Here is a 22,782-nt window from a genome sequence, read left to right as displayed (position 1 = left end):
GCTCTTTTAACCGGGCCTCACGGATTGCTGCTGCAACGGCCCCATGCGGCGCGCGCCCGTCGTGCCTACGCCGAGCCGGAACAACCATCATAATGTCGTGATTCAGAGCCGGAAATCCGCACCCATGACCGATACCACCGCAAACACCATTCAGTCGCCCCGCCTGACCAGCCTGTCGCACGGCGGAGGCTGCGGCTGCAAAATCGCCCCCGGCCTGCTTGCCGATCTGCTCAAGCGCAGCGCACCGTTGCCGTTCTTTCCCGACCTGCTGGTCGGCAACGACACCGCCGACGACGCTGCCGTCTACAGGCTCAACGACGAGCAGGCCATCGTCGCCACCACCGACTTCTTCATGCCGATCGTCGACGACCCGTTCGACTTCGGCCGCATCGCCGCAACCAATGCGCTGTCCGACGTCTACGCAATGGGCGGCAAGCCGATCATGGCGCTGGCGATCGTCGGCATGCCGATCAATGTGCTGCCGCATGACGTGATCGCGGCGGTGCTCAAGGGCGGCGAGTCCGTCTGCGCCGAAGCCGGCATCCCCCTCGCCGGCGGCCATTCGATCGATTCGGTCGAACCCATTTACGGCCTGGTTGCGATCGGCGTGGTCGATCCACGGCGCGTCAAACGCAATGCCGGTGCGCGGGCGGGCGACGTGCTGATCCTCGGCAAACCGCTGGGCGTGGGCGTGCTGTCGGCGGCGTTGAAAAAAGATCGCCTCGATTCAAACGGTTATGCCGCGATGATCGCGGCCACGACCAAGCTCAACCGGCCGGGCACGGCGCTATCCACACTCGATGGCGTGCATGCTCTCACGGACATCACCGGTTTTGGCTTGCTGGGCCATACGCTGGAACTGGCCCGCGGTTCGAATCTGACTGCCCGCGTGCGCTATGCGGATCTGCCCTGGCTGCCGGACGTGGTCACCTTCGCGGAGGCCGGCATTTTTACAGGCGCTTCGGGGCGTAACTGGGACGCTTACGGCCAGGACATCGTGTTGCCGGCCTCATTGCCGTCGACGGCCCGCACCCTGCTCACCGATCCGCAAACCTCGGGCGGTCTGCTGGTTTCGTGCGCGCCGGAAGCGGTTGACGAGGTACTCGCCCTGTTCCGTGCCGACGGTTTCGACGACGCACGCGTGATCGGCGAAATGGTCAGTGGAGAACGGCGGGTCGAAGTTATCTGAGGCGTGGGTGGGTTTTAGGGGCAATGCGAGGCGTAGGGCCCGGAAGCAGGGCTAAACGGCTCGCCAGCCGGTATTGACGGCGCATGCGATAATTTCGCTCCTCCCGCCGGTTCGTTTCGTCCGTAACCCCTTGAAAAATCTACTAGTCAGCCTCGATCAAATCGGTGATTTCGACGAAATCATCGACGTACGCACGCCGCTCGAATTCGCCGAAGACCACATTCCCGGCGCGCTCAATGCACCTGTGCTGAGCAACGAAGAGCGTGTGCTGGTTGGCACGACTTACAAGCAGGTCTCGCCGTTCGAAGGCACACGGATCGGCGCGGCGCTGGTTGCGCGCAACAGCGCGCATCACCTGGAAACCACGTTCGCCGACCGGCCGCGCAACTGGCGGCCATTGATCTACTGCTGGCGCGGCGGGAAACGCTCGGGTTCGGTCACGACGCTCTTCAATATGATCGGCTGGCCGGCACGTCAGCTGGACGGCGGCTATAAAGGCTACCGGCGCGCGACGCTGGACACCCTTAATTCGTTGCCGAAGACGTTTAACTACATCGCGCTGGTGGGCCCGACAGGCAGCGGCAAGACGCGCCTGCTCGAAGCGTTGAACAAAGCAGGCGCGCAAACGCTGGACCTCGAAGCACTGGCGGCCCATCGCGGCTCACTGCTGGGCGCATGGGCGGGCGTGGCGCAGCCGTCGCAGAAACGCTTCGACACGTTGCTGGTGACCGCCCTGCGCGGGTTCGACCCCAAGCGGCCGGTATTCGTCGAAGCGGAGAGCCGGCGGATCGGTTCGATTGCGCTGCCGCTCGCGCTCATAGAAACGTTCCATCAGGGCGCCTGCGTCGAAGTGCTATCGAGCCACGAAGACCGCGCGGCGTTCCTGCTGCACGACTATGCGCATCTGTTCGACGATCCTGAGGCGCTGAAAGGGCAATTGCAGAAGATGATCGGTCTGCATAGCCGGGAGCGTGTCACGGGCTGGCAACACCTCGTCGATGCAAATAGCCGGGCCGAACTCGCGCGTGAGTTGATCGAACGGCACTATGATCCGGCGTATGCGCGCAGCAGCCATCAGCATTTCGTGCAGTTGCCGCGCGCGTTGCAGATGAATTTTCGGCCCAACGATGCCGATGTCGTTGAGCAGGCCAAAGCACTCCTCGCTCAACTCGATAACAACGCGCTCGCCACCCTCTGATTCGAAACTAAAGATAAGACCACTCATCATGCAATCAACCCTTCGGCAGCCCCGTGTCGCCCTTGGCTGGATCGTGTTTCTACTGATCGCTGTGGTGGGCCTCTTCTATGTGAAGTGGTTCCCGTACTACAACCGCGCCTTCGTCGCCGCGAGCCAGCATTCCATCGGCAAGTCCATCCTGATGGGGACGTCGTCGAGCGCGCCGGCGGCCTCGTGGCAGGCAGCCATCGACTATGCGCTGGCCTACGGCAAGGCGATCTGGCAAGCCATGGTGCTGGGCCTTCTGCTGGGCTCGGCGGTGCAGGCGCTGATTCCGCCGCAGTGGGTCGCGCGCGCGCTCGGCCGGAGCGACTTCAGCAGCGTCGTGAAGGGCGGCCTGATGTCGTTGCCGGGCATGATGTGCACGTGCTGCGCGGCGCCGGTCGTGGCTGGCTTGCGTGCCCGTCAGGCAGCACCGGGTGCGGCGATCGCATTCTGGCTGGGTAATACCGCGCTTAACCCGGCCACGCTGATCTTTATGGGCTTCGTGCTCGGCTGGCAATGGATGGGCCTGCGGCTCGCCCTGGGCCTCGTGATGGTGTTCGGACTCGGCTATCTGGTGAACCGCATGGTCACGCCGAAAGAAGCCGAAGCATCGCGCGAAGCGATGGCGCAACTGGTCTCCAGCGACGATCCTGGCACCGCGTTCACGCGCTGGGTGAAAATCCTCGGAACCATGACAGTGCGGCTGATTCCTGAATACATTGTGCTGGTGCTGATTCTCGGCGCGGCGCGGGCATGGCTGTTTCCGCACATCGGGCCCAGCATCGACAACAGCCTGCTGTGGATCGTCGCTTTAGCGATCGCCGGGACGTTGTTCGTGATTCCGACCGCGGGCGAAGTGCCGATCATTCAAGCCATGCTCTCCTTCAGCATGGCCGCCGGGCCGGCCGGCGCATTGCTGATGACGCTGCCGCTCATCAGCGTGCCGTCGATTGCCATGCTCGGGCGTTCGTTTCCGAAGCGCGTGTTGACCGTGGTCGCGCTGGCGGTGGTGGTGTGTGGCGTGGTCAGCGGATTACTGGCTATAGCATTGGGGTTTTAAAGCATGAAACGCATTGCAGCATTCACGGCGACGAGCTGGTCAGCCGCGGCGCTTCTTTACTTCGGACAGCATTCAGTAGCGCTGATCGTGGTAAGCGGGGTTGTCGCGCTGGCCGGATTCGATCTGCTTCGTCCGTGACAAAAGTCCGCCGCGCTTTCCCGGCAACGGCGGACTCTTTCAAAACACCAGGCGGCTGACCGAGCGTCAGCCCTTGCGATCAGCTCTGCGCCAGCGCAGCCGAACGTGCTGCGTCGCGCGCGCCCTCCTGATGCATGCGCGTGATCAAACCCAGCGCGCAGAACAGCGTGATCAGTACGTGCACAATCCCGAGCGCGACGACCGAGAGAATCGAACCGGTCGCGCCCAGCAGGTATTGCCCGAGGATCGGCGTAGTCCCGGCGAACACCATGCCGCAGATCTGATAAGAAAGCGAAATACCCGTGTAGCGCACCTGAACCGGGAACGACTTCGCCAGAATACCGGCCATCGCCGCGTAGTACAGCGAGTGCGGAATCGAGGCGAGCGCCATACCCAGCATCGCCAGTTTCGTCGAGCCGGTGGCGATGAGTGAGAACATCACCGGCAGTGCGATGATTTCCGGCACCAGCATGTAAATGACCGCTTTTTTCAGGTCCATTTTCGTGGCGAGCACCGCGCCGAACGGCTGCACGATCAACTGCACAATGATCGCACCGGTAATCACCGTCAGAAACTGCGTGCGATCGAAGCCGATACTCGTCACTGCCCAGGACAGCGCGAACGTCGTCTTGAAGTAGGTCGCCGACAGGCCGATCACGCAGGCGCCCACGCCCATCGCCACCAGACCTTTATGGTTGCACAGCACTTCGCCGATCGGCAGTTTCGCAACCTTGTTCTTGTCCTTCAACTCCTGCATGGCCGGCGACTCTTCGACGCTCATGCGGATGAACATGCCGACCACCACCAGCAACGCCGAGAATAGAAACGGAATACGCCATCCCCAGGTCATGAACTGATGGTCCGGCAGCATCGACGTCAACAGGAAGGCCACCGTTGCCAGCAGATTACCGGCGGGCGAGCCTTGTTGCGCGAACGCGGAGTAGAGAATTTCCTTGCCCTTGGGCGCATGTTCCGATGACAGCACCACCGCACCGCCCCACTCGCCGCCCATCGCTATGCCCTGCATCAAACGGAACAGAATCAGCAGCGCCGGCGCCAGCAGCCCGACCTGGTTGTAGGTGGGCAGCAAGCCCATGGCGGTCGTGCAGCAACCCATCAGCATCAGCGTGATGATCAACGTCTTCTTGCGCCCGACTTTATCGCCGAGGTGACCGAAGATGATCCCGCCGATCGGACGCGCCAGAAAGCCTACCCAGAAAGTCGCGAACGCCGCGAGCGTGCCGGCTAGCGCGGACGTTGTCGGGAAGAAGATCTTGCCCAGCACGAGCGCCGCCGCCGTGCTGTACGCATAGAAGTCATACCATTCGATCGTTGTCCCAACGAATGATGCGATACCCGCCTTGCGGGCATTCCGGTGTTGCGTGTCGAGCGTGAGCGCCATCGTGGTACGTCTCCATTTTTGTGTCGCGAATGCACGGGGCGGACTTAGCATCCGCTCACCGCCATTGTTCGTTGAAAGAACTTACTTTCAATTAGCGAACAAGAAGCGCGACTATAGGGATCGCTCATAACAGGCGTCAATTAAGGGATTACCCTGCGATCACCCCAAGGCATGACATCCAGGGCCTAGGTGTATACCCCTTATCCTATTGCCACCGAGTTATCGATATGTCGATAATGTTCTCATGGATGTGAAAACTGCAGTACGCGTCTTCGACGTGATAAACCTCTTTGCCGAAGTGCGGCAACCCATGATCTACAGCGAGATCGCGCGTCGAACCGAGATCCCGCTGTCGAGTTGTCACGCGCTTTTGCAAACCATGGTGGCCAAGGGCTACCTCTACGCGCCGGGCGTGAAGGCCGGCTATTACCCAACGCAACGGCTGTTGCATGTCGCCCGCGACATTTGCAGCGAAGACCCGCTGACACTGCTGTTCCAGCCGCTGCTCACCGCCCTGCGCGACGCCACCGGCGAGACCGCGGCGCTCGCCACACTGGCCGGCAACCGCGTCGTCTACCTCGACGTGATGGAGTCGCGCCAGAAGATCCGCTATAGCGACGAGCCCGGCGGCTTCATGTACGTGCATGCCAGCGCGGCGGGCAAGGCGTTGCTCGGCGCCCTGTCCGTGGACGCACGCCGCAAGCTGCTCGACAGTTGCGAGCCCTTGAGCGCATCGATCGATGGTTCGGTGATCGACCGGAAAACACTCGAGATCGAAGTGGAGCAAGGCGTGAAAAACGGCTGGCATCGCTCGACGGGCGAAAACGTCGAAGACGTGGCCGGGCTGGCGCGCGGCTTCCTGATCCACGGCGAGGCATTCGCGCTCGTGATCGGCGGCCCGAAGGCGCGGCTGTTGAAGAACGAACCCCGCGCGATCGAAGCGCTGCTTGAAATTTACGGCCAGATCCCGCCCGCACTGCTCGCGTGACGGCACGCGCCATTGTTCGATGCCCGCTTGTACCAGGAGTGCGGCGAGCAGTGCAGCGCTTGGGCCAGATCAGCAAAGGAAGTTGAAATGCGCTGGAAGAATAAACCCGCAGGATCGAACTGGGGCGACTTCGGCCCCGACGACCAACTCGGCAGGCCGAATCTGATCGGCGCGGAACAGGTACTCAAGGGCGCGCGTGAAATCCGTGCGGGTTTGAGCTTCTGCCTGTCGTTACCACTCGACTTCCCCGGCGACAGCAAGCTGAACGTGCGCCGTCATCCCCCTGTGCTGCGTCCGACCTTCAAGGACGGCCTGCCCTATGTGAACTTCCCGTTCGCGCGCAACGAAGCAGACGCCATCGACGTGGTCAGCGACGACCAGGTCCTGCTGAGCCTCCAATACTCGACGCAATGGGATTCGCTCGCGCATGTGGGCGCGCGCTTCGACGCGGACGGCGACGGTGTCGCCGAGAGCGTCTACTACAACGGCTATCGCGCCAATACGGATATCGTCGGGCCGATCGAGTATCGGGCGGACGAAGGCTTTGCGCCGCATGCCTGCGGCGGCGAACACAGTCACGCCGACGTGCTCGGCATCGAGAACCTCGCTGTGAAGGGCATGCAGGGCCGCGGCGTACTGGTCGATCTGGTGGCGCACTATGCGCGCGAACATCGAACGGTCGGCTACGACGATCTGATGTTCGCGATCGAAGCGGATCGTGTCGAGATCGAACGTGGCGACATGCTGGTGCTGCGCACCGGCTTCGCCGAGATGGTGCTGGACATGAACCGCCAGCCCGACGAGGCCGTGCTCAACAGCCACTGCTGCGCACTTGATGGCCGCGACGAACGTCTGCTGCAATGGATCACCGATTCCGGCATCGCTGCACTGGCCGCGGACAACTACGCAGTGGAGCGCTATCCCGCGCGTGCCCCTGCCACGCCGGGCGAGCATCCATTGTTACCGCTGCATCACCATTGCCTGTTCAAACTCGGTTTGCCGCTTGGTGAACTCTGGTACCTGCGCGATCTCGCCGCGTGGCTGCGCGCCAACGGCCGCTCGCATTTCATGCTGACGGCGCCGCCGCTCAGGTTGCCGGGCGCGATGGGTTCGCCGGTCACGCCGATCGCCACCGTCTGAGTCTTTCCTCTCCTATTACCCCGAATCCGAAACATGGCCAAAGAACGAGTTTTGATTACCGGCGGCGCTGCCGGCATCGGCGCGGCGTGCGCTGAGCGCTGCAAGGCGGATGGTTACGACGTGGTCGTGATCGATCGCGTCGGCGATGGACTGATCGCCGATCTGTCGGACCCGCAAGCCACAGCGGCGGCGCTCGAACGCGCACTCGAAGACGGTCCGATCACGCGCCTCGTGAATAACGTCGGTGTCGTGGTGCCGGCCACAGCGGAAGAGCAATCGCTCGAAGAACTCGAACGGGCGTGGGCGCTCAACGTGCGCTGCTCGCTGCAATGCATGCAGGCGCTGTTGCCGGGCATGAAGGCAGCGGGCTTCGGCCGGATCGTGAATATGTCGTCGCGGGCGGCGCTCGGCAAGGAGTTGCGCACCGCCTATTCGGCAACCAAAGCCGCGCTGATCGGCATGACGCGCGTGTGGGCACTTGAACTCGGTGCGTTCGGCGTCACCGCCAATGCGATCGGTCCAGGTCCGATCCGCACCGAACTGTTCGATCGCGCGAATCCACCGGATGCACCGCGCACACGCGCGATCATCGACAGCGTGCCAGTCAAACGTGTGGGAACTCCTGATGACGTCGCGCACGCCGCGTCGTATTTGCTCGACGCACGCAGCGGTTTCGTCACCGGCCAGGTGTTGTACGTGTGTGGCGGCATGACCGTCGGCGTCGCGGGAGTCTGAGCATGAAGGCACAGGCGACGCGACGGGCAGGCATCGTCGGCGCAGGCAGCATCGGCATTGCGTTCGCCGTGGTGTTCGCGCGGGCCGGCTGGCAGGTGCGTCTGTTCGATCCGGCGGCCGAGCGCCGTGAACTGGCGCCGGCGGAAATCATGCAGCGGCTTACCGAGTTGACGCGCTTCGGTCTGCTCGATGAAGCGACTCACGATGTGGCCGCGCGCGTCGCCATCGTGGCGACTTTAGAAGCGGCAGCAACTGATGCCGATCTCGTGCAGGAATGCGCACCGGAGCGTGAGGAGATCAAACGCGAGTTGTTTATCGAACTCGACCGCGCGGCGCCGCCGCACGCGATTCTGGCGAGCGCGTCGTCGTTTCTTGCGGCGTCACGCTTTGTCGATGAAACACTGCCGGGTCGTAGCCGGTGCCTGGTCGCACATCCTGGCAATCCGCCCTATCTGATTCCCGTCGTCGAAATCGTGCCCGCGACTTTTACCGATGATGAGGCAGTTACCCGTGCGATCGACCTCTTCACCGAAGCCGGCCTCAAACCGGTGCGCGTCGCCAAGGAAGTAGAAGGCTTCATCTTCAACCGGCTGCAAGGCGCGCTTTTGCGCGAAGCGTATTGCCTCGTGCGCGACGGCGTGGCTTCTGTGGACGACGTCGATACGGTAGTACGCGAGGGGCTGGGGTTGCGCTGGTCGGTGATCGGACCATTCGAAACCGTTGATCTGAATACCCGCGGCGGCATTGCTTCGCATGCGCAGAAGATGGGGCCGTCGTACGCGCGCATGGGCGCTGAGCGCGGCCCGAACGATCCGTGGACGCCGGAGCTCGTCGCCGGCGTTGAAGCCGCGCGCCGCAGCGCGTTGCCGCTCGAACAGTGGGAAGAACGCGTTGCATGGCGCGACCGCGCGTTGATGCGTCTGATCCACTATCGCAAGGACTCCGCACAAAACGATTCATAAGCAACACCAGCCGTATCCGTCGTACTCGCCGCATGACCCGATAAATATTATTCGACCAACGCCAGAGACAGTCACATGCAGAAAATCACCGCTTTCTTCACGGAGCTGATGCGCAAGTATCTGCCCGATCCATTCGTCTTCGCCATCGGCCTCACCCTGCTCACGATGATTCTCGCCGTGCTGGTTCAGGGCCAGGCCGTTAGCGCACTCGCCCTGAGTTGGGGCAAAGGCTTCTGGGCGCTGCTCGCGTTCACGACCCAAATGGCGGTGATTCTCGCGATGGGCTATGTACTCGCCACCGCGCCGCTCACCGAACGTTTTCTCGATCGGCTCGTCGCGCGTGTGCACGATCCCCGCATGGCGGTAATCGTCGCGACGCTGGTCGGCGGGATCGGAAGTTACTTGAACTGGGGCTTCGGTCTGGTGATCGGCGGCATCGTGGCACGCAAGCTGGCGATGAGCATCAAGGGCGTGCATTACCCGCTGATCATTGCGTCGGCGTATAGCGGCTTTACGATGTACGGTCTCGGTCTGTCGGCCAGTATACCGGTGCTGATCTCTACCAAAGGTCATCCGATGGAAGCGCAGATGGGCGTGATTCCGCTGTCGGAAACGATTTTCTCGCCGGCGATGCTGATCACGAGTCTTGTCGTCATCATCACGCTGCCGCTGCTGAATGCCTGGCTGCATCCTAAGGCGGGCCAGCCGGTCACGGAGATTGACCGCGCGCTGAACGACGCACCCAAAGCCGCGGCACCGGCCGTGGATATCGATGAAAGCAACACGCTCGCCAATCGCCTGAATAACAGCCGCCTGTTGAGCTACCTGATCGGCGCAATCGGCGTGGTCTACGTGGTGCTGTACTTCCACGCCGGCGGTTCGATGGACCTGAATCTGATCAACTTCATCATTCTGTTCCTCGGCATCATTCTGCTTGGCACGCCGATTCGCTATGTCGAGAAGCTGAACGAAGGTATTCGCACGATCAGCGGCATCATTCTGCAGTATCCGTTTTATGCGGGCATTATGGCGATCATGGCGTCGTCGGGTCTGGTCAACACGTTCTCGCATTTCTTCGTCAAGATCGCGACGCCTGCGACGCTGCCGTTCTGGGGGTTGATCAGTTCATTCTTCATCAACTTCTTCGCACCGTCGGGCGGCGGTCACTGGGTGATTCAAGGACCGTTCATGATCGAGGCGGCCAAGTCGATCGGCGCCTCGGTGGCACATACCGCAACCGCGGTGATGCTCGGCAATGCATGGAACGATCTGGTGCAGCCGTTCTGGATTCTGCCGGCGCTCGCGCTGTCGAAGCTGAAACTGAAGGACATCATGGGCTATACGGTCATCATGATGTTCTGGATCGGCATTGTGTACACGGTGGCGATTCTCGCCTGGGGTTAAGCAAACAGCGGGCCGCCGCAGCGCGGCCCACTCGATGGAGGTGTTCAAATGCTGTACCTCGTTCATATGCAGGTTCAGATTCCTGCCGATGCCGACAAGGCGCTCACCGATCGCCTGAAGGCCGAAGAGAGGGCGTTCTCGCAGAAGCTGCAACATGAGGGCAAGTGGCGCCATCTGTGGCGCGTGGCCGGTCAGTACGCCAACTACAGCGTGTTCGACGTCGAATCGAACGACGAGCTGCACATGCTGCTCAGTTCGCTGCCGCTGTTTCCGTATATGGCTGTCAACGTCACACCGCTCGCGCAGCATCCGTCCGCGATCGCACCGAACTAAGAGGAACACCGATGCCCTATATCATCGAAACGTTCGACAAGCCCGGCCACGCCGACGTGCGCTTGCGCGAGCGCGAGACACATCTGGCGTTTCTGGAAAAGAACAAGGCACTCCTGCTCGCCTGCGGCGCAAAGCTGAACGAAGACGATAGCGGTGCGGGTGGCGGTGTGTATGTCGTCGATCTGGACACGCGCGAGGAAGCCGAGAAGTTTATTGCTGCCGATCCGTTTTCTCTGGTCGACTTGTTCGAGCGAGTGACGATCACGCGCTGGCGCAAGGCGTATTTTGATGGCGAGTGCTGTCTTTAAGCTAAGCGTCTAAGGCCTGGCCCGCCGCCAGTCACGCGGGCTTCTGCATTCCTTTGCTGCGGTTGGCGGTTGGCGGTTTGCGGTTTCAAGTTTCCGGTTGGCGCTTCTCGGTTGGCGGATTAACCGCTCAATCAGCCAACGCCGCACGAATCGCTGCGAGCCACAATGCCACCGCATGCGCACCAGGGTCCGCATAACCGAGCGCGCGGTCGCCGACATAACTCGACCGACCTCGCCGTGGATGCATCGACGCTGTCTGCGCCGCGCCTTCAGTCGCTGCATCGACCGCCGCTTTCAACGCCACGTCGAGCTCGTCTTCTGACATTGAGAGCGCGGCTTCCAACGCATCGGCAGCAGGTTTCAACGCATCGACCATCGTACGATCGCCCGGCTGCGCGGCACCTAAGGCCATCAGCCCGGCAACGCCCTCACTGAACGCCGCCGACCACGCCCTCGTCGACGATCCGCCGGATTGTTCGAGCGCGACCGCGGCGCGCAACAACATCACCGCGTAGAGTGGGCCCGAGGTACCGCCGACCACGCGTCGGACCGTTGCGGACAGGCTACGCAGCACCGCACCCGGCGCTGTTTCCGCAGGATAGGTATCGAGTTCATGGAGGATGCCGCGCGCCCCGCGCGACAGGCTGATGCCGAGATCGCCATCGCCAACGCGTTGATCCATGTCGGTCAAGATCGGCTCGGCTTCGAGCAGGCACGCGCACACGGCTTCAATCACGTGGCGCAACTTCACTTCTCGCGTAAGCGTCGCGCCGTTTGTACGATCTGGCGTGGCGGGTGCGGGCCGCACGGAAACCTGCGCGACGCGACCGCTCAACGCGGGCCATGCAGTGGTGTGCGCGGTGGCGTCGAGCCAGCCGAGCCGCTCATCGTCCACGAGCAGCAGTGTCAGCGAGACGCCCGCCATCTCGAGCGCGCTCAGGAACGTGCCGGACCATGCACGCTCCACACGGATGCCGCGTGCCCCCAGATAACGAAGCGCGGATCCGGCCACGATGCTCAATTCGCTCGATGGCGTGCCACCGAGATTGTTCACCAGCAGCGCCACCCGCGCACCCGATTGCAACGACAGGTCGCCGACGATCTGCGCCAGCAACCTCCCGACGATCGCGTCGGCCGGTTCCATCGCGCCCCGCTCCACACCGGGTTCGCCGTGAATGCCAAGGCCCCATTCGATTTCGCCATCGGCCAGCTCGAAACCCGGCTTGCCCGCCGCCGGCACCGTGCATGGCGTGAGCGCGACACCCATCGTGCCGAGCGAGGCGGCCACGTCGCGCGCAATCTGCGCCACTTCGGCCAACGGGCGTCCCGCTGCGGCAGCCGCGCCGGCAATCTTGTGAACCAGCACGGTCCCCGCGAGCCCGCGACGGCCCGCATGGTCACCGCTCGCCGCCAGGGCGACGTCGTCGGCGACGATCACCATTTCTGTGGGAATACCTTCGGCCCGTGCAATCTCCCCAGCGAGGCCGAAGTTGAAGCGGTCGCCCGTGTAGTTCTTCACGATCAGCAGGGCACCCGCGGCGCCGGCTACTGCGCGGATCGCGTCGAGCACGGCATCCGTGGAGGGCGACGTGAACACCTCGCCCGCTACCGCGGCGCTCAGCATGCCGTGACCGACATAGCCGCCATGAGCCGGTTCGTGGCCCGAGCCGCCACCTGAGATCAGCGCGACTTCTCCGCGCGCGGCAACGGCGTTGGCATCGGCGCGCACGACGATCGTGCTGCCTTGCAACAGCGAGAGATTGGGATTGAGCGCCGCGAGTCCCTCGAGCATGTCCGGGACGACCACGGAGACGTCGTTGATGAGCTTCTTCATTGCGTCAGCTTCCTTTTAAGCTGCCGGCCTTGTGTTGCAAGCTCACGGCAGTTAATGCAGTTGCGAGACCAGGAGGCTCAACTGTACAACAGGCAATACGGAAGGGAGGCACTGACAGGACAGCCGCACGATGACAACGTGCGCTGATGTGATGCGAGAACATGACAGTAGACGAAAGCGGAGCCGCTTTCGTCTACGTCACTTGTGCGTTGGTAGGCTCGATTGGATTCGAACCAACGACCCCCACCATGTCAAGGTGGTGCTCTAACCAACTGAGCTACGAGCCTTTAGAGGCGCGAATTATAGAGACTCCGGGCGCGTCGCACAAGCCCCACACGGCAAGTTGGGTCACAAAAGCGTGTCCACCGATTCGTCGCGCAGTGAGCGGCCCGGTTCGTCGTTCAACTTGTTTCAGGTCGTCGACGCCCACTCGGTCTGCGTATCCAGCGGAAAAACTGGCCGCGTCACGTGCTTGAATCTGAACAGCCCGTAATCCGAACTGGTCACGCCACGGCTATCGCACTCCACCAGCGCGGCAGCGATCGGCACAAAGACCGGGCGGCAATACATGCGTGATTTGAGCAACAGGAAACGCGCACGGCGCGGATCGATGCCAACGCTCTCGAACACGCCGAGGTCCCATGGTTCGTGCGTGCGCTCGGTCATCACAAGCTTGACCGTGCCGGTGTCGAGCACCGCCGCGCGTCCCATGAACGCACGCTGGCCGGTATAGGTCGGACCGCTGATCACGTATTCGCCATCGGTCAGCGCACGCACCACGCCGGTCACCGCAACCGGCGGCTTCGGGGTCACCGCACTGCTAGAGGTCTTATTGCCGATCGTCACCGTCACCGTGCTGCCGACGCCCGCCGCCATCAACGCCGCGACGGCTTGCGGATCGCACAGCGGCCCGCTTACGACCCGCTCGAGCTTCTGCCTGAGCGCCTCCTCCAGCAGATCCATCGTGTCGCAGGTGCCGCCCGACATACAGTTGTCGCCGTGATCGAGCAACAGCACCGGTTTGTCCGCGCCCTGCGCGAGCGCTGCGGCCTGCGCGACCGACTCTGCCAGCGGCGCGCTGCGATAAACGAAATCCTCGCGCTCGTTCCAGATCTGCCGCGCGATGCGCTCCGCGACAGCTTCCGCCTGCGCCCGCTCGCCGTTCGCCACCACCACCACGCTGATACACGGCGACGCGATATCGGCCAACGAGAAACCAGACAACACCGACACCGCGAGCATGCCATCGGCCTCTGCTACGCGCGCGGCCGCTACTGCACGCTTCATTGCGCCTTCGGCCGTCGCGCTGCGCAACGTATGCGTGAGCAGCGGCGGCTGGCGCCACGCCATCACCGGTTTCGTCTTACCGTGGATAAGATCGAACAGCAGACGCGCTGCATGCGCGCCGGTCTCGTACATATCGACGTGCGGATAGGTTTTGAAGCTGACGATCACGTCCGCGTTGTCGATCATCTTCTGCGTGACGTTGCCATGCAGATCCAGTGCGACCGCAATCGGCGCGTTCGGCAGTGCGGCGCGCACGCGTTCGAGCAGATCGCCTTCACCGTCATGCGAATTCTCCGCGACCATCGCGCCGTGCAGGTCGAGCATCACGGCATCGCAGCCTGGTGCGGCCGCAACGATTGCATCGCAGATCGCGTCGTAAGCGGCGGCGTCGACCGGCCCGCTCGGATTCGCCGATGCGTCGATGGGCGTCACGATCCCGGCATGCTCGCGCTCGGCAGCGTCGATAAACGCGGCCATGGCCGTCTGCATGCCCTTGTTTTCGTTGAACGCATCTTCGCCGTAGCTCGGGCCGTTGCGGCCAAATGCGGCAAGCGGCGTGGCCACCGGCGAGAACGTGTTGGTCTCGTGATTCATCCTTGCAATCAGGATCTTCATGCTGCAGTGTCCCCCGCGGTTTGAGCAGCGTTCAGCATGGCCTGCAACAGAACGTTGCAGCCGGCTTCCAGGTGATCCGCGCGTGCGTCTTCGATTTCGTTGTGGCTGATGCCGTCCTTGCATGGCACAAAGATCATGGCTGCCGGCGCCACGCGCGCGAGATAGACCGCGTCGTGACCGGCGCCGCTGATGACGTCCATCGACGAAAAACCGAGCGTGTCCGCACCATGCTGAACCGCGGCGACCAGGTCCGCCGCGAACGGCTGGGGCGGGAAATACACGACCTGTTCGACGTCGACGGTGATGCCTGTCTTCTCACCCGCGACAGCGCAAGCCGCGCGTAGTGCGGCATCCATCTCTGTGAGCGAGGCGTCATCGGCTGCGCGCAGATCGACCGTGAGGGTGACGCGACCTGGAATCACGTTGCGTGAGTTCGGATGCACGTCGACCCAGCCAACGGTACCGCGTCCATGCGGCGCGTGATCGAGGGCAATGCGATTCACCGCGTGGATCAGATCCGCCGCGACGAGCAGTGCGTCGCGGCGTAACGCCATCGGCGTGGGGCCCGCGTGCGCTTCCATGCCGTGCACCGTCACGTCGTACCAGCGCTGGCCTAACGCACCCTGTACGACGCCGATCGTCGTGTCATGCGCCTCCAGCACGGGACCTTGTTCGATATGCGCTTCAAAATACGCGCCGACCGCATGGGGCCTTCCGCTTTCGCCCGCATAACCAATTGACGCGAGCGCATCGCGCACCGAAATACCTTCACGATCGCGTTGTTCGAGCGCATGCTCCAACGTGAATGCCCCAGCGAACACGCCTGAACCCATCATCACCGGTACGAAACGCGAGCCCTCTTCATTGGTCCATACCGCGACTTCCAACGGCGCGAGCGTCCTCACGTTGGCATCGGCCAGCGTGCGCAAGACTTCGAGACCGGCCAGCACGCCGTAATTGCCGTCGAACTTGCCGCCAGTGGGCTGCGTATCGATGTGACTGCCCGTCATCACCGGCGGCAGGTCGTCACGCAAACCCGCACGACGCGCGAAGATATTGCCGATCGCGTCGATCCGCACGCTGCAGCCAATCTCCTTCGCCCACGCGATAAAAAGGTCGCGCGCCTTGCGGTCCAGTTCAGTCAACGCGAGCCGGCACACACCACCTTTATCCGTCGCGCCGATTTGCGCGAGTTGCATGAGACTGTCCCAGAGCCGCGCGCCGTCGACGCGCAGATCAGCAAGCGCTGCGACGGTTGTTGATTCATGAACTTGCATCGATGCTTCCTCGTTGTGAAGACAGTGTGTGCGTCAGACGACGCCGACGCCCAGATAACGGTCCTTGATCGAGTCGTCCGCGGCGAACGAAGCGTTGTCGCCTTCGTAGACGATCACGCCCTGTTCGATGATGTAGTGACGATCCGCGAGTTGTGTGCAGACTTCCAGGTTCTGCTCGACCAGCAGAATCGCGACGCCCGCTTCGCGGATCAACTTGAGTTGCGCGACGATCTCTTCGACGATCACCGGTGCGAGCCCTTCAACCGGTTCGTCGAGCATCAACAGACGCGGATGATTCATCAACGCGCGGCCGATGGCGAGCATCTGCTGTTCGCCGCCGGAGAGTTGCGCGCCACCGTTTGACCGTCGTTCTTTCAGGCGCGGGAAAATGCGGTAGATATCGTCGAGTTGCCACGGCGAATCTTTGCGCGCGCCGAGCCGCAGGTTTTCTTCGACGGTCAGCAGACGAAAGACGCCGCGATGTTCGGGCACGAAGCACACACCGCGCGAAGCGATCTTGTGCGGCGGCATGCCGCTGATTGCCATGCCGTTGAACGTCACTGACCCGCGCTGTGGTGTGACGACACCGGCAATGGCCTTGAGCGTGGTGGACTTACCCGCGCCGTTACGGCCCAATAACGTGACCGTCTCGCCGTCGTTGATTTGCAGGGACACCCCTTGCAGGATGTGACTCTTGCCGTAGAAGCCGTGAATCTGCTGCACGTCGAGAATCATGCGCGGCCTCCGGTGATCATGTTGCCGAGATAGGCACTGCGTACACGCTCGTCGCCGCGAATATCGTCCGGGCGTCCTTCCACCAGCACGCGTCCTTGTTGCATGACGGTGATCGTGTCGGAGATGTCCATCACAATGCCCATGTTGTGCTCGATCAGCACGACCGTGTAGTCGTCGCGCAGGCCACGAATCAATTGCTTCATGTCGTCGAGGTCGTCGATACCCATGCCTGAAGTCGGCTCATCCAGAAAGATCGCCTTGGGCCGCGCAGCGAGCGCCATACCGACCTCAAGCCGTCGCTGCTGACCATGCGACAGCGCGCCCGCAGGCACCTCGCTAAAGCGCTGCAACGCGAGGCGTTCAAGCACACCGTCGACGGTATCCGCGTGAGTCAGCGCGCCATGCGGCGGCGTCCACGCGTTCAGCGCGCGCACCGAGTCGACACCTTGCGCAGCGAGCCGTAGATTCTCGCGCACGCTCAGGTTGGCGAACAGACTCGTCACCTGAAACGAACGCGCAACGCCGCGGCGCACGCGTCTATGATCGGGTTCATGCGTCACGTCATGGCCGTCGAAGATGATCTTCCCGACGGTGATGGGCAACGTGCCGGTCAGAACGTGAAACAGCGTCGTCTTGCCCGCGCCGTTCGGACCGATCACCGAATGCACGGTACGCGGCATGACGCGCAGATTGACGTCGGAGAGCGCCGTGAACTTGCCATACCGCTTCACCACGCCGCTCGCTTGCAGAATCGCTTCACTCATATGCGCTCCCTGGCTGCGTGCTTGCCGGTATCGTTGTCAGCATCAACGGATGGATTGCGCCGCAGCGCTTGCCAGATCCGTTCGCCCAAACCCCATAGCCCGCGCTGCATGAACAGGCTAACCGCGATTAGCACGATGCCGAGCAGCAACAGCCAGCGCGGCCATAGCGTGGACAGCCAATCGGCGAACAGCACATAGAACGCCGCGCCCAGCACCGACGCGAACAGATTGCCCGTACCGCCGATCACCGTCATCACGAGGATCATCTCGCTCGTGTGGTAATCGATGTTGGACAGCGGCGCGATGCCGGTCATCAATGCATGCAACGCGCCGGCAAGGCCCGTCACCGCGCCGGAGATCACGAACGCCATGAGCTTGAAGCGTTTGACGTCGTAGCCGACCGCGGCCGCGCGCGCCTCGTTGTCGCGAATCGCCAGCAACGTCCGGCCGAATACCGAGTGCGAGACACGCATCAGCAACCAGAACACCACGAGAAACAGCACGGCGACGAAACCGTAGTACTGCCACGGCGAAGTCAGCGGCACGAGTGCTTTGCCGAACAAGCCCAAGGCCGGGCGTGGAATGTCGAGCAGGCCGTTGTCACCCCCGGTCAGATCGGGTGTGGTGTAAGCAAGGAAGTAGAACAGTTGCCCGAATGCGAGCGTCAACATCACGAAGTACGTGCCGCGCTGACGAATCGAAAACCAGCCGACTAGCGCGGCGGCCGCCCCGCCAATGACGATCGCGGCGAGCAGCGCCGCGGGGATTGGCATCGCCGTTTTGGTGAGGACCAGGCCCGCGCAATAGCTGCCGAGTCCGAAGAAGATGCCCTGTCCGAACGAGAGCAAGCCTGTGTGGCCGAGCAATAGATTGCAACCGAGTGCCGCGAGCGCGAACACGAGTACTTCAGTGGCTAACGATCCAGAACGCAGCGTCAGCGGCAATATGCACACGACCAGCAGCGCCAGCAACAGAAAACGATAGCGATGCAGCGCATGCTTCAAGCTGCGTTGAGTTGACTGGGAAGAAGCGTCTTGCACAGCAGGCTTCGAGGTATCGGTCATGCCGCTCTCCCGAGCAAACCGTTCGGCCGTAGCAACAACACCGCGGCCATCGCGACATAGATCATCAGCCGCGCGCCTTCTGGCCACAAGGTACTCATCACGCTCTGCACGATTCCGACCAGCAACCCGCCGACCAGCGCACCCAGAAAATTGCCCATCCCGCCGACCACCACCACGACGAACGCGACGCTGAGCGCCTCGATGCCCATGAAAGGATCGACGCCACGAATCGGCGCGGCAAGCACACCGGCCAATGCGGCGGTGGCGGCGCCTAGCGCGAACACCAGGCTGAACACGCGCATCACGTTGATGCCGAGCAGCGACACCATCTCCGTCGATTCACTACCGGCGCGCACCGCGCTGCCGAGCCGCGTGCCTTCCAGCACCCACCACAACACCGCAGCCAGTACGGCCGTGAAGCCGATCACGAACAGGCGGTACTTCGGATACACGAAGCTGCCCCAGATCACCACGCCATTCAGCATGTCGGGAACGGGCACGTTGTCGCCAATCGGCCCCCAAATCAGGATCGCGCATTCCTGCACGACCAGTGCGAGACCGACCGTCACGAGAATATGAAACTCGTGCTGTTGCGCGTATACGTGCCGCAAGATCAGCTTCTCGACGACCCACGCGAGCGCACCGACAACGATCGGCACGACGACGAGCGCGGTCCAGAAATTCATCGACCACTGCATCGCCTGATAGCAGAAATACGCGCCGAGCAGATAGAACGCGCCGTGCGCGAAATTCACGAAGCGCAGCAAGCCGAACACGATCGACAAACCGACCGCGAGCAGGAAATACAGCATCCCCACTCCGATGCCGTTGACGATCTGCAGGAGATAAACGTTCATGGCGTCCGTCTAAAGGATGTAGCGACGAGGTGCCGCTAGTGAGCGTGCCGCGTTGCATGCGGCACGAATGCATCAGGCCATCTTGCAGCCGGTCTTGTCGAGCGGCAGGAACGACTGGCCGGAACTCACGATATCCGCGTAGTCGTCGGCATTCTTCATCTTGTTCTTCGCCTTGCCCTTCAACAGATAGTAGTTCTTCAGTACCTGATGGTCACCCTTGCGGACTTCCTCCGGACCCGTCAGGCCGTCATATTTCATCCCCTCAAGCGTTGCGATCACCTTCTTCGGGTCGACGGTGCCCGCTTTCACGATGCCGTCGAGCAGGATCTTTGTGCAGATGTATGAACCCGCGAGGCTGTAATTGGGATTGGCCTTGAACGCGGCATTGCTGCGTTTGACGAGATCACGATTGAGCGGTGAGTCGATATCATGCCAATACTGTGCGCCGAAATAGACGCCTTCGCACAGGTCCGCGCCGAGCGATTCGAACTGCTCCAGGCCAGAAGCCCAGGCGATCAGAATCGTGCAATTGTTCTTCATACCGAAGCTCACGGCCTGGCGCAACGTATCGGACGATTGTGACCCGAAATTGAGAATCAGCAGGACGTCAGGCTTCGCGGCGACTGCATTCGTCAGGTAACCGCTGAATTCCTTCTCGTTGAGCGAGTGGTAGCTATTGCCCACATGCTCGATGCCCTTCTCCTTGAAAATCGCCGTGGCTGCCGATAGCAACCCGTCGCCGAATACATATTGCGGCGTGATGGTGTACCAGCGTTTTGCTTTCGGCATCATCTGGATCAACGGGCGCACGGTCTGTTCGATCGCACCGTAGGTCGGCACGGACCAGCGGAACGTCGCGTCGTTGCAGTCCTTGCCGGTGATTTCGTCCGCACCTGCGGTGGTGATAAAGATGCCGCCGGCCTTCTGGACTTCCTTGCCCATCGCCAAAGCTTCGGAGGACAGAATACCGCCGGCGAAGAAACGCGCATTCTTCTGCTGCGCGATTTCCTGCACGCGGCGCACTGCCGTTGCCGGCTTGCCTTCCGTATCGAGCACGGTATAGGCCAGCGGTTGGCCGAGTACCTTACCGTACTGCTCGATGGCGAGCTTCATGCCGAGGTCGGCGTACTTGCCGTTCGCGGCGAACGGGCCCGACATCGGCACCGGACAGGCGAACTGCAAGGCCCCGGCCTGCGCGAACGCGCTACGCGCGACCAGCGAGCCCAACGTCCCCGGAACGGCCGACAACGCGGCCAGCTTCAACATATTTCGGCGATTCAAAATGACGCTCCTTAAGAAAGAGACACGCACTGACCGACTGCGAAACTGAAAGACTGCGCGAACGACGACGAACGCTTGCTGGCCGCCGAGAAGTTTTCCACCACACCGGCTTTGTTCTATTTATCATGATAAATAGGTTGGACTTGATCGTAGGTACAATAAATTCGAGTGTCAATAAGGCAAAATTCCTGGCGGCAGCGAGGCAGCCTTCCGTGTGGTGGCTGGCCTGGCCGGCCGATGGAAGAACGTGCAGGACCAAACTGGGAGCATCGAAAATGGCCATGGGTCGCGCCAAGAGTGGCGCCGCGATTGAGATCAAGCAGCAAAAGCGCGGCGATCTGGTCGCCGAGGAGATCAAGCGGCTCATCACGGAGAAGGACCTGAAGCCGGGTGACCGCCTGCCGCGCGAGGTGGAACTGCAGCAGCTCTTTTCGGTGAGCAAAAGCACGATTCGCGAGGCGCTGAAGTCGCTCGAGGTGCAGGGTCTTATCAAGGTAACCACGGGCCCAAGCGGCGGCGGCATGGTGGTCGAAGTGCCGCTCGACCGCACGTTACAGCTCTTGCAGAACTACCTGTTCTTCAAGGATGTATCGATCGACGACATTTACACCGTGCGTAAATTGCTGGAGCCGGAGCTGGCGGCGGGTGCGGTGCCGCATTTGACGGAACAGGACTTCGAGGCGCTCGAAGCGAGCATTGCGTGCTGCGATCGGCCGGCTTCGTCACATGGCGGACAGGACATCGTCCGGCAGCGTCAGGAAGACGTCAATTTTCACGACATCCTCGCGGCGGCAAATCCGAATCCGTTCCTGCGCTTCAGTTGCGAACTGATCAACGAAATGATCCGGCAATTGATCGAGTTTCGTAACGATACGCCACAGGCCGAGCACGAACGTTTCGGTCTCGCCAACGTGAAGATTCACAAGGCGATCACGAAAGCCGCACGCGAACGTGACGTGGAAAAGGTGCGCGAGTTGATGGTGGTCCACATGACCGAAGCGCCACGCTATGTGAAGCGCATGAAGGGCAAGCTGCGGGGCCGTCTGATTCTCGACTCCGAGATCCGCCGACGCGTTCGGGCACGGGGTGTCGCGCCGGTTGATGAGACGGATCAGGAGTGACGTCGATTTGACAGGTCCCGCTGCCGGATGGCGGGGCACCTGCAGCGGAAGATGCGCTGCCGTGCCCGGGTTTGAAGCGGACAGAACGAGGGGAATCGAAAGGATTCGGCTGATCTAAATGAAGGCCCGTGTGCATGAGGCTTGCGACAGCAATTAGCTTGCACATAGCCATTCCACTGCTCAAGACGGTCAAATGGGGTGCGGTAGCCGCGTGAGGGCTCAACCTTTTCCGGCCCGCGCCGTTATTGCATCTGCACAGGCATAACACTGGACCGTCATGGCACAACCTATTCCGTTTTCCCGCAACACCGGCGCTGCGCGTGCTCGGCATGACAAAGCCATGCTGTTGCCGATCGCCCGGAAGATCGCCGACGATCTTGCCCTGCGCGTGCATCTGGCACTCGACGCCTTGCGCCGAGGCGCCGGCAGCACAAGCGATGCGCAAACTCTCACGCAAGTCATGCTGTTGACGGGCTTTCTGGCTGAGTCAGGCTTTGGGTCGGTAACCGGCGAGCAACTCGGTGCGGCGGAGGGTGCGGTGTCGGCGGTTTTCGATATCGGCCGTGAGACCGGCGGGTGGAAATTGGACAGCGCAGGCGTCGCGATTTTCGCGGAGATCGCGACGAATTACGATCGGCAGTTGCACAGCGCGCCGCTTTGGGCGATCACCGATGCCAGCGAACGACTCGACCGCTTTACCGCAGGCGTGCCGAATCAGACGCCAATGCGGAAGCGGGCTTAGCCTGATCGGATGACATAGGACGGCTGGGAAACCTCGCCGATGATTTCCGCCAATCGACCGGCGCGGTGTATTAGAAAGGTGCCGTGCCTGTGAGCGCGAGACGGCGCAGCCATCGGACGGGCTTATCTGGAGTTGACGGGTTACGCGAACGCGATCCGGATCGGGAAGGAATAACGCCAGAGGAACTGGCGCCGTATCGGGCAAGGCCCCGCCGCGGCGATTTCCGCATCGCCGCTTCGTGAGCCTCACGCGTATCGATGCGCAGCTTTACCGATGGACGGCGCCGGTTTGGCAGGCGCTTGTGAGTCGTTGATTTCGCGGGCG

Annotated in this window: 22 protein-coding genes and 1 tRNA gene; 13 read left to right on the top strand and 10 right to left on the bottom strand. The window is 62.1% G+C overall.

Annotated elements, in window-relative coordinates:
• The first annotated feature begins 124 nt into the window (after positions 1 to 124).
• The 4 genes from selD to PQQ96_RS30805 all read left to right on the top strand — a co-directional run bounded on the left by selD (position 125) and on the right by PQQ96_RS30805 (position 3,609).
• The gene (selD, locus tag PQQ96_RS30820; RefSeq protein ID WP_408299597.1) at positions 125 to 1,189 is read left to right on the top strand and encodes a selenide, water dikinase SelD; all 1,065 of its coding nucleotides are present in this window, start codon (positions 125 to 127) and stop codon (positions 1,187 to 1,189) included.
• 130 nt (positions 1,190 to 1,319) lie between these two features.
• Positions 1,320 to 2,387, top strand: coding sequence for a tRNA 2-selenouridine(34) synthase MnmH (mnmH, locus tag PQQ96_RS30815; protein ID WP_408299595.1), 1,068 nt, complete (start codon positions 1,320 to 1,322; stop codon positions 2,385 to 2,387).
• 28 nt (positions 2,388 to 2,415) lie between these two features.
• Positions 2,416 to 3,471: a permease gene (locus tag PQQ96_RS30810; RefSeq protein WP_408299593.1), complete on the top strand. Its 1,056-nt coding sequence runs from the start codon at positions 2,416 to 2,418 to the stop codon at positions 3,469 to 3,471.
• 3 nt (positions 3,472 to 3,474) lie between these two features.
• Complete coding sequence (locus tag PQQ96_RS30805; protein WP_268962508.1) at positions 3,475 to 3,609, top strand: hypothetical protein; 135 nt, start codon at positions 3,475 to 3,477, stop codon at positions 3,607 to 3,609.
• Between the two features lie 79 nt (positions 3,610 to 3,688).
• Here the strand turns inward: PQQ96_RS30805 and PQQ96_RS30800 are convergent, their stop codons facing one another.
• Positions 3,689 to 5,011, bottom strand: coding sequence for an MFS transporter (locus PQQ96_RS30800; protein ID WP_408299591.1), 1,323 nt, complete (start codon positions 5,009 to 5,011; stop codon positions 3,689 to 3,691).
• A 244-nt stretch (positions 5,012 to 5,255) separates the two neighbouring features.
• On the opposite strand from PQQ96_RS30800, the gene PQQ96_RS30795 reads away from it, so the two are divergent.
• From PQQ96_RS30795 to PQQ96_RS30765, 7 genes are all read left to right on the top strand, one after another.
• On the top strand, positions 5,256 to 5,999 hold the full coding sequence (locus PQQ96_RS30795; RefSeq protein WP_408299589.1) for an IclR family transcriptional regulator: 744 nt from the start codon (positions 5,256 to 5,258) through the stop codon (positions 5,997 to 5,999).
• A gap of 87 nt (positions 6,000 to 6,086) precedes the next feature.
• Positions 6,087 to 7,139, top strand: coding sequence for a cyclase family protein (locus PQQ96_RS30790; protein WP_408299587.1), 1,053 nt, complete (start codon positions 6,087 to 6,089; stop codon positions 7,137 to 7,139).
• Between the two features lie 33 nt (positions 7,140 to 7,172).
• Positions 7,173 to 7,874 carry an SDR family oxidoreductase gene (locus tag PQQ96_RS30785; RefSeq protein ID WP_408299585.1) on the top strand — a complete coding sequence of 234 codons (702 nt, stop codon included), beginning with the start codon at positions 7,173 to 7,175 and terminating at the stop codon, positions 7,872 to 7,874.
• 2 nt (positions 7,875 to 7,876) lie between these two features.
• The gene (locus PQQ96_RS30780; protein ID WP_408299583.1) at positions 7,877 to 8,836 is read left to right on the top strand and encodes a 3-hydroxyacyl-CoA dehydrogenase; all 960 of its coding nucleotides are present in this window, start codon (positions 7,877 to 7,879) and stop codon (positions 8,834 to 8,836) included.
• Between the two features lie 75 nt (positions 8,837 to 8,911).
• Positions 8,912 to 10,240, top strand: coding sequence for a short-chain fatty acid transporter (locus PQQ96_RS30775; RefSeq protein WP_408299581.1), 1,329 nt, complete (start codon positions 8,912 to 8,914; stop codon positions 10,238 to 10,240).
• Between the two features lie 48 nt (positions 10,241 to 10,288).
• On the top strand, positions 10,289 to 10,573 hold the full coding sequence (gene catC / locus PQQ96_RS30770; RefSeq protein ID WP_408299579.1) for a muconolactone Delta-isomerase: 285 nt from the start codon (positions 10,289 to 10,291) through the stop codon (positions 10,571 to 10,573).
• Positions 10,574 to 10,584: 11 nt separating this feature from the next.
• Positions 10,585 to 10,881 (top strand): YciI family protein, encoded by a 297-nt coding sequence (locus tag PQQ96_RS30765; RefSeq protein WP_408299577.1) that lies wholly within the window; start codon positions 10,585 to 10,587, stop codon positions 10,879 to 10,881.
• A 127-nt stretch (positions 10,882 to 11,008) separates the two neighbouring features.
• Here PQQ96_RS30765 and dhaL read toward each other — a convergent pair whose 3' ends face one another.
• From dhaL to PQQ96_RS30720, 9 genes are all read right to left on the bottom strand, one after another.
• Positions 11,009 to 12,715, bottom strand: a complete 1,707-nt coding sequence (gene dhaL, locus PQQ96_RS30760; RefSeq protein ID WP_408299575.1) for a dihydroxyacetone kinase subunit DhaL — start codon at positions 12,713 to 12,715, stop codon at positions 11,009 to 11,011.
• Between the two features lie 210 nt (positions 12,716 to 12,925).
• A tRNA-Val gene (locus PQQ96_RS30755) sits at positions 12,926 to 13,002 on the bottom strand.
• Between the two features lie 124 nt (positions 13,003 to 13,126).
• Entirely contained in the window at positions 13,127 to 14,617 is a 1,491-nt protein-coding gene (locus tag PQQ96_RS30750; protein ID WP_408299573.1) for a M81 family metallopeptidase, read from the bottom strand.
• Positions 14,614 to 15,894, bottom strand: coding sequence for a Zn-dependent hydrolase (locus PQQ96_RS30745; RefSeq protein WP_408299571.1), 1,281 nt, complete (start codon positions 15,892 to 15,894; stop codon positions 14,614 to 14,616). Before PQQ96_RS30745 ends, PQQ96_RS30750 begins: the two co-directional genes overlap by 4 nt.
• 33 nt (positions 15,895 to 15,927) lie before the next feature.
• On the bottom strand, positions 15,928 to 16,629 hold the full coding sequence (locus PQQ96_RS30740; RefSeq protein WP_408299569.1) for an ABC transporter ATP-binding protein: 702 nt from the start codon (positions 16,627 to 16,629) through the stop codon (positions 15,928 to 15,930).
• Positions 16,626 to 17,393 (bottom strand): ABC transporter ATP-binding protein, encoded by a 768-nt coding sequence (locus tag PQQ96_RS30735; protein WP_408299567.1) that lies wholly within the window; start codon positions 17,391 to 17,393, stop codon positions 16,626 to 16,628. Before PQQ96_RS30735 ends, PQQ96_RS30740 begins: the two co-directional genes overlap by 4 nt.
• Positions 17,390 to 18,457, bottom strand: coding sequence for a branched-chain amino acid ABC transporter permease (locus PQQ96_RS30730; protein ID WP_408299565.1), 1,068 nt, complete (start codon positions 18,455 to 18,457; stop codon positions 17,390 to 17,392). The genes PQQ96_RS30735 and PQQ96_RS30730 overlap by 4 nt, the downstream gene beginning before the upstream one ends.
• Positions 18,454 to 19,314 carry a branched-chain amino acid ABC transporter permease gene (locus PQQ96_RS30725; RefSeq protein ID WP_408299563.1) on the bottom strand — a complete coding sequence of 287 codons (861 nt, stop codon included), beginning with the start codon at positions 19,312 to 19,314 and terminating at the stop codon, positions 18,454 to 18,456. Before PQQ96_RS30725 ends, PQQ96_RS30730 begins: the two co-directional genes overlap by 4 nt.
• A 72-nt stretch (positions 19,315 to 19,386) precedes the next feature.
• On the bottom strand, positions 19,387 to 20,595 hold the full coding sequence (locus PQQ96_RS30720; RefSeq protein WP_408299561.1) for an ABC transporter substrate-binding protein: 1,209 nt from the start codon (positions 20,593 to 20,595) through the stop codon (positions 19,387 to 19,389).
• A 275-nt stretch (positions 20,596 to 20,870) separates the two neighbouring features.
• On the opposite strand from PQQ96_RS30720, the gene PQQ96_RS30715 reads away from it, so the two are divergent.
• Positions 20,871 to 21,716, top strand: coding sequence for a FadR/GntR family transcriptional regulator (locus PQQ96_RS30715; RefSeq protein ID WP_408299559.1), 846 nt, complete (start codon positions 20,871 to 20,873; stop codon positions 21,714 to 21,716).
• A 277-nt stretch (positions 21,717 to 21,993) separates the two neighbouring features.
• Entirely contained in the window at positions 21,994 to 22,458 is a 465-nt protein-coding gene (locus PQQ96_RS30710) for a hypothetical protein (protein ID WP_408299558.1), read from the top strand.
• Positions 22,459 to 22,782 lie beyond the last annotated feature (324 nt).

The organism is Paraburkholderia sediminicola, assembly GCF_046027825.1.
Lineage (GTDB): Bacteria > Pseudomonadota > Gammaproteobacteria > Burkholderiales > Burkholderiaceae > Paraburkholderia > Paraburkholderia sediminicola_D.
Note: the sequence above shows the minus strand (reverse complement) of the source record. Positions and strands in the feature narration are given on the sequence as shown.

Coding starts and splice junctions, on each gene's coding strand:
- selD (WP_408299597.1), top strand. CDS start 125: ATGACCGATACCACCGCAAACACCATTCAGTCGCCCCGCCTGACCAGC.
- PQQ96_RS30810 (WP_408299593.1), top strand. CDS start 2,416: ATGCAATCAACCCTTCGGCAGCCCCGTGTCGCCCTTGGCTGGATCGTG.
- PQQ96_RS30805 (WP_268962508.1), top strand. CDS start 3,475: ATGAAACGCATTGCAGCATTCACGGCGACGAGCTGGTCAGCCGCGGCG.
- PQQ96_RS30800 (WP_408299591.1), bottom strand. CDS start 5,011: ATGGCGCTCACGCTCGACACGCAACACCGGAATGCCCGCAAGGCGGGT.
- PQQ96_RS30795 (WP_408299589.1), top strand. CDS start 5,256: ATGGATGTGAAAACTGCAGTACGCGTCTTCGACGTGATAAACCTCTTT.
- PQQ96_RS30790 (WP_408299587.1), top strand. CDS start 6,087: ATGCGCTGGAAGAATAAACCCGCAGGATCGAACTGGGGCGACTTCGGC.
- PQQ96_RS30785 (WP_408299585.1), top strand. CDS start 7,173: ATGGCCAAAGAACGAGTTTTGATTACCGGCGGCGCTGCCGGCATCGGC.
- PQQ96_RS30780 (WP_408299583.1), top strand. CDS start 7,877: ATGAAGGCACAGGCGACGCGACGGGCAGGCATCGTCGGCGCAGGCAGC.
- PQQ96_RS30775 (WP_408299581.1), top strand. CDS start 8,912: ATGCAGAAAATCACCGCTTTCTTCACGGAGCTGATGCGCAAGTATCTG.
- catC (WP_408299579.1), top strand. CDS start 10,289: ATGCTGTACCTCGTTCATATGCAGGTTCAGATTCCTGCCGATGCCGAC.
- PQQ96_RS30765 (WP_408299577.1), top strand. CDS start 10,585: ATGCCCTATATCATCGAAACGTTCGACAAGCCCGGCCACGCCGACGTG.
- dhaL (WP_408299575.1), bottom strand. CDS start 12,715: ATGAAGAAGCTCATCAACGACGTCTCCGTGGTCGTCCCGGACATGCTC.
- PQQ96_RS30750 (WP_408299573.1), bottom strand. CDS start 14,617: ATGAAGATCCTGATTGCAAGGATGAATCACGAGACCAACACGTTCTCG.
- PQQ96_RS30745 (WP_408299571.1), bottom strand. CDS start 15,894: ATGCAAGTTCATGAATCAACAACCGTCGCAGCGCTTGCTGATCTGCGC.
- PQQ96_RS30740 (WP_408299569.1), bottom strand. CDS start 16,629: ATGATTCTCGACGTGCAGCAGATTCACGGCTTCTACGGCAAGAGTCAC.
- PQQ96_RS30735 (WP_408299567.1), bottom strand. CDS start 17,393: ATGAGTGAAGCGATTCTGCAAGCGAGCGGCGTGGTGAAGCGGTATGGC.
- PQQ96_RS30730 (WP_408299565.1), bottom strand. CDS start 18,457: ATGACCGATACCTCGAAGCCTGCTGTGCAAGACGCTTCTTCCCAGTCA.
- PQQ96_RS30725 (WP_408299563.1), bottom strand. CDS start 19,314: ATGAACGTTTATCTCCTGCAGATCGTCAACGGCATCGGAGTGGGGATG.
- PQQ96_RS30715 (WP_408299559.1), top strand. CDS start 20,871: ATGGCCATGGGTCGCGCCAAGAGTGGCGCCGCGATTGAGATCAAGCAG.
- PQQ96_RS30710 (WP_408299558.1), top strand. CDS start 21,994: ATGGCACAACCTATTCCGTTTTCCCGCAACACCGGCGCTGCGCGTGCT.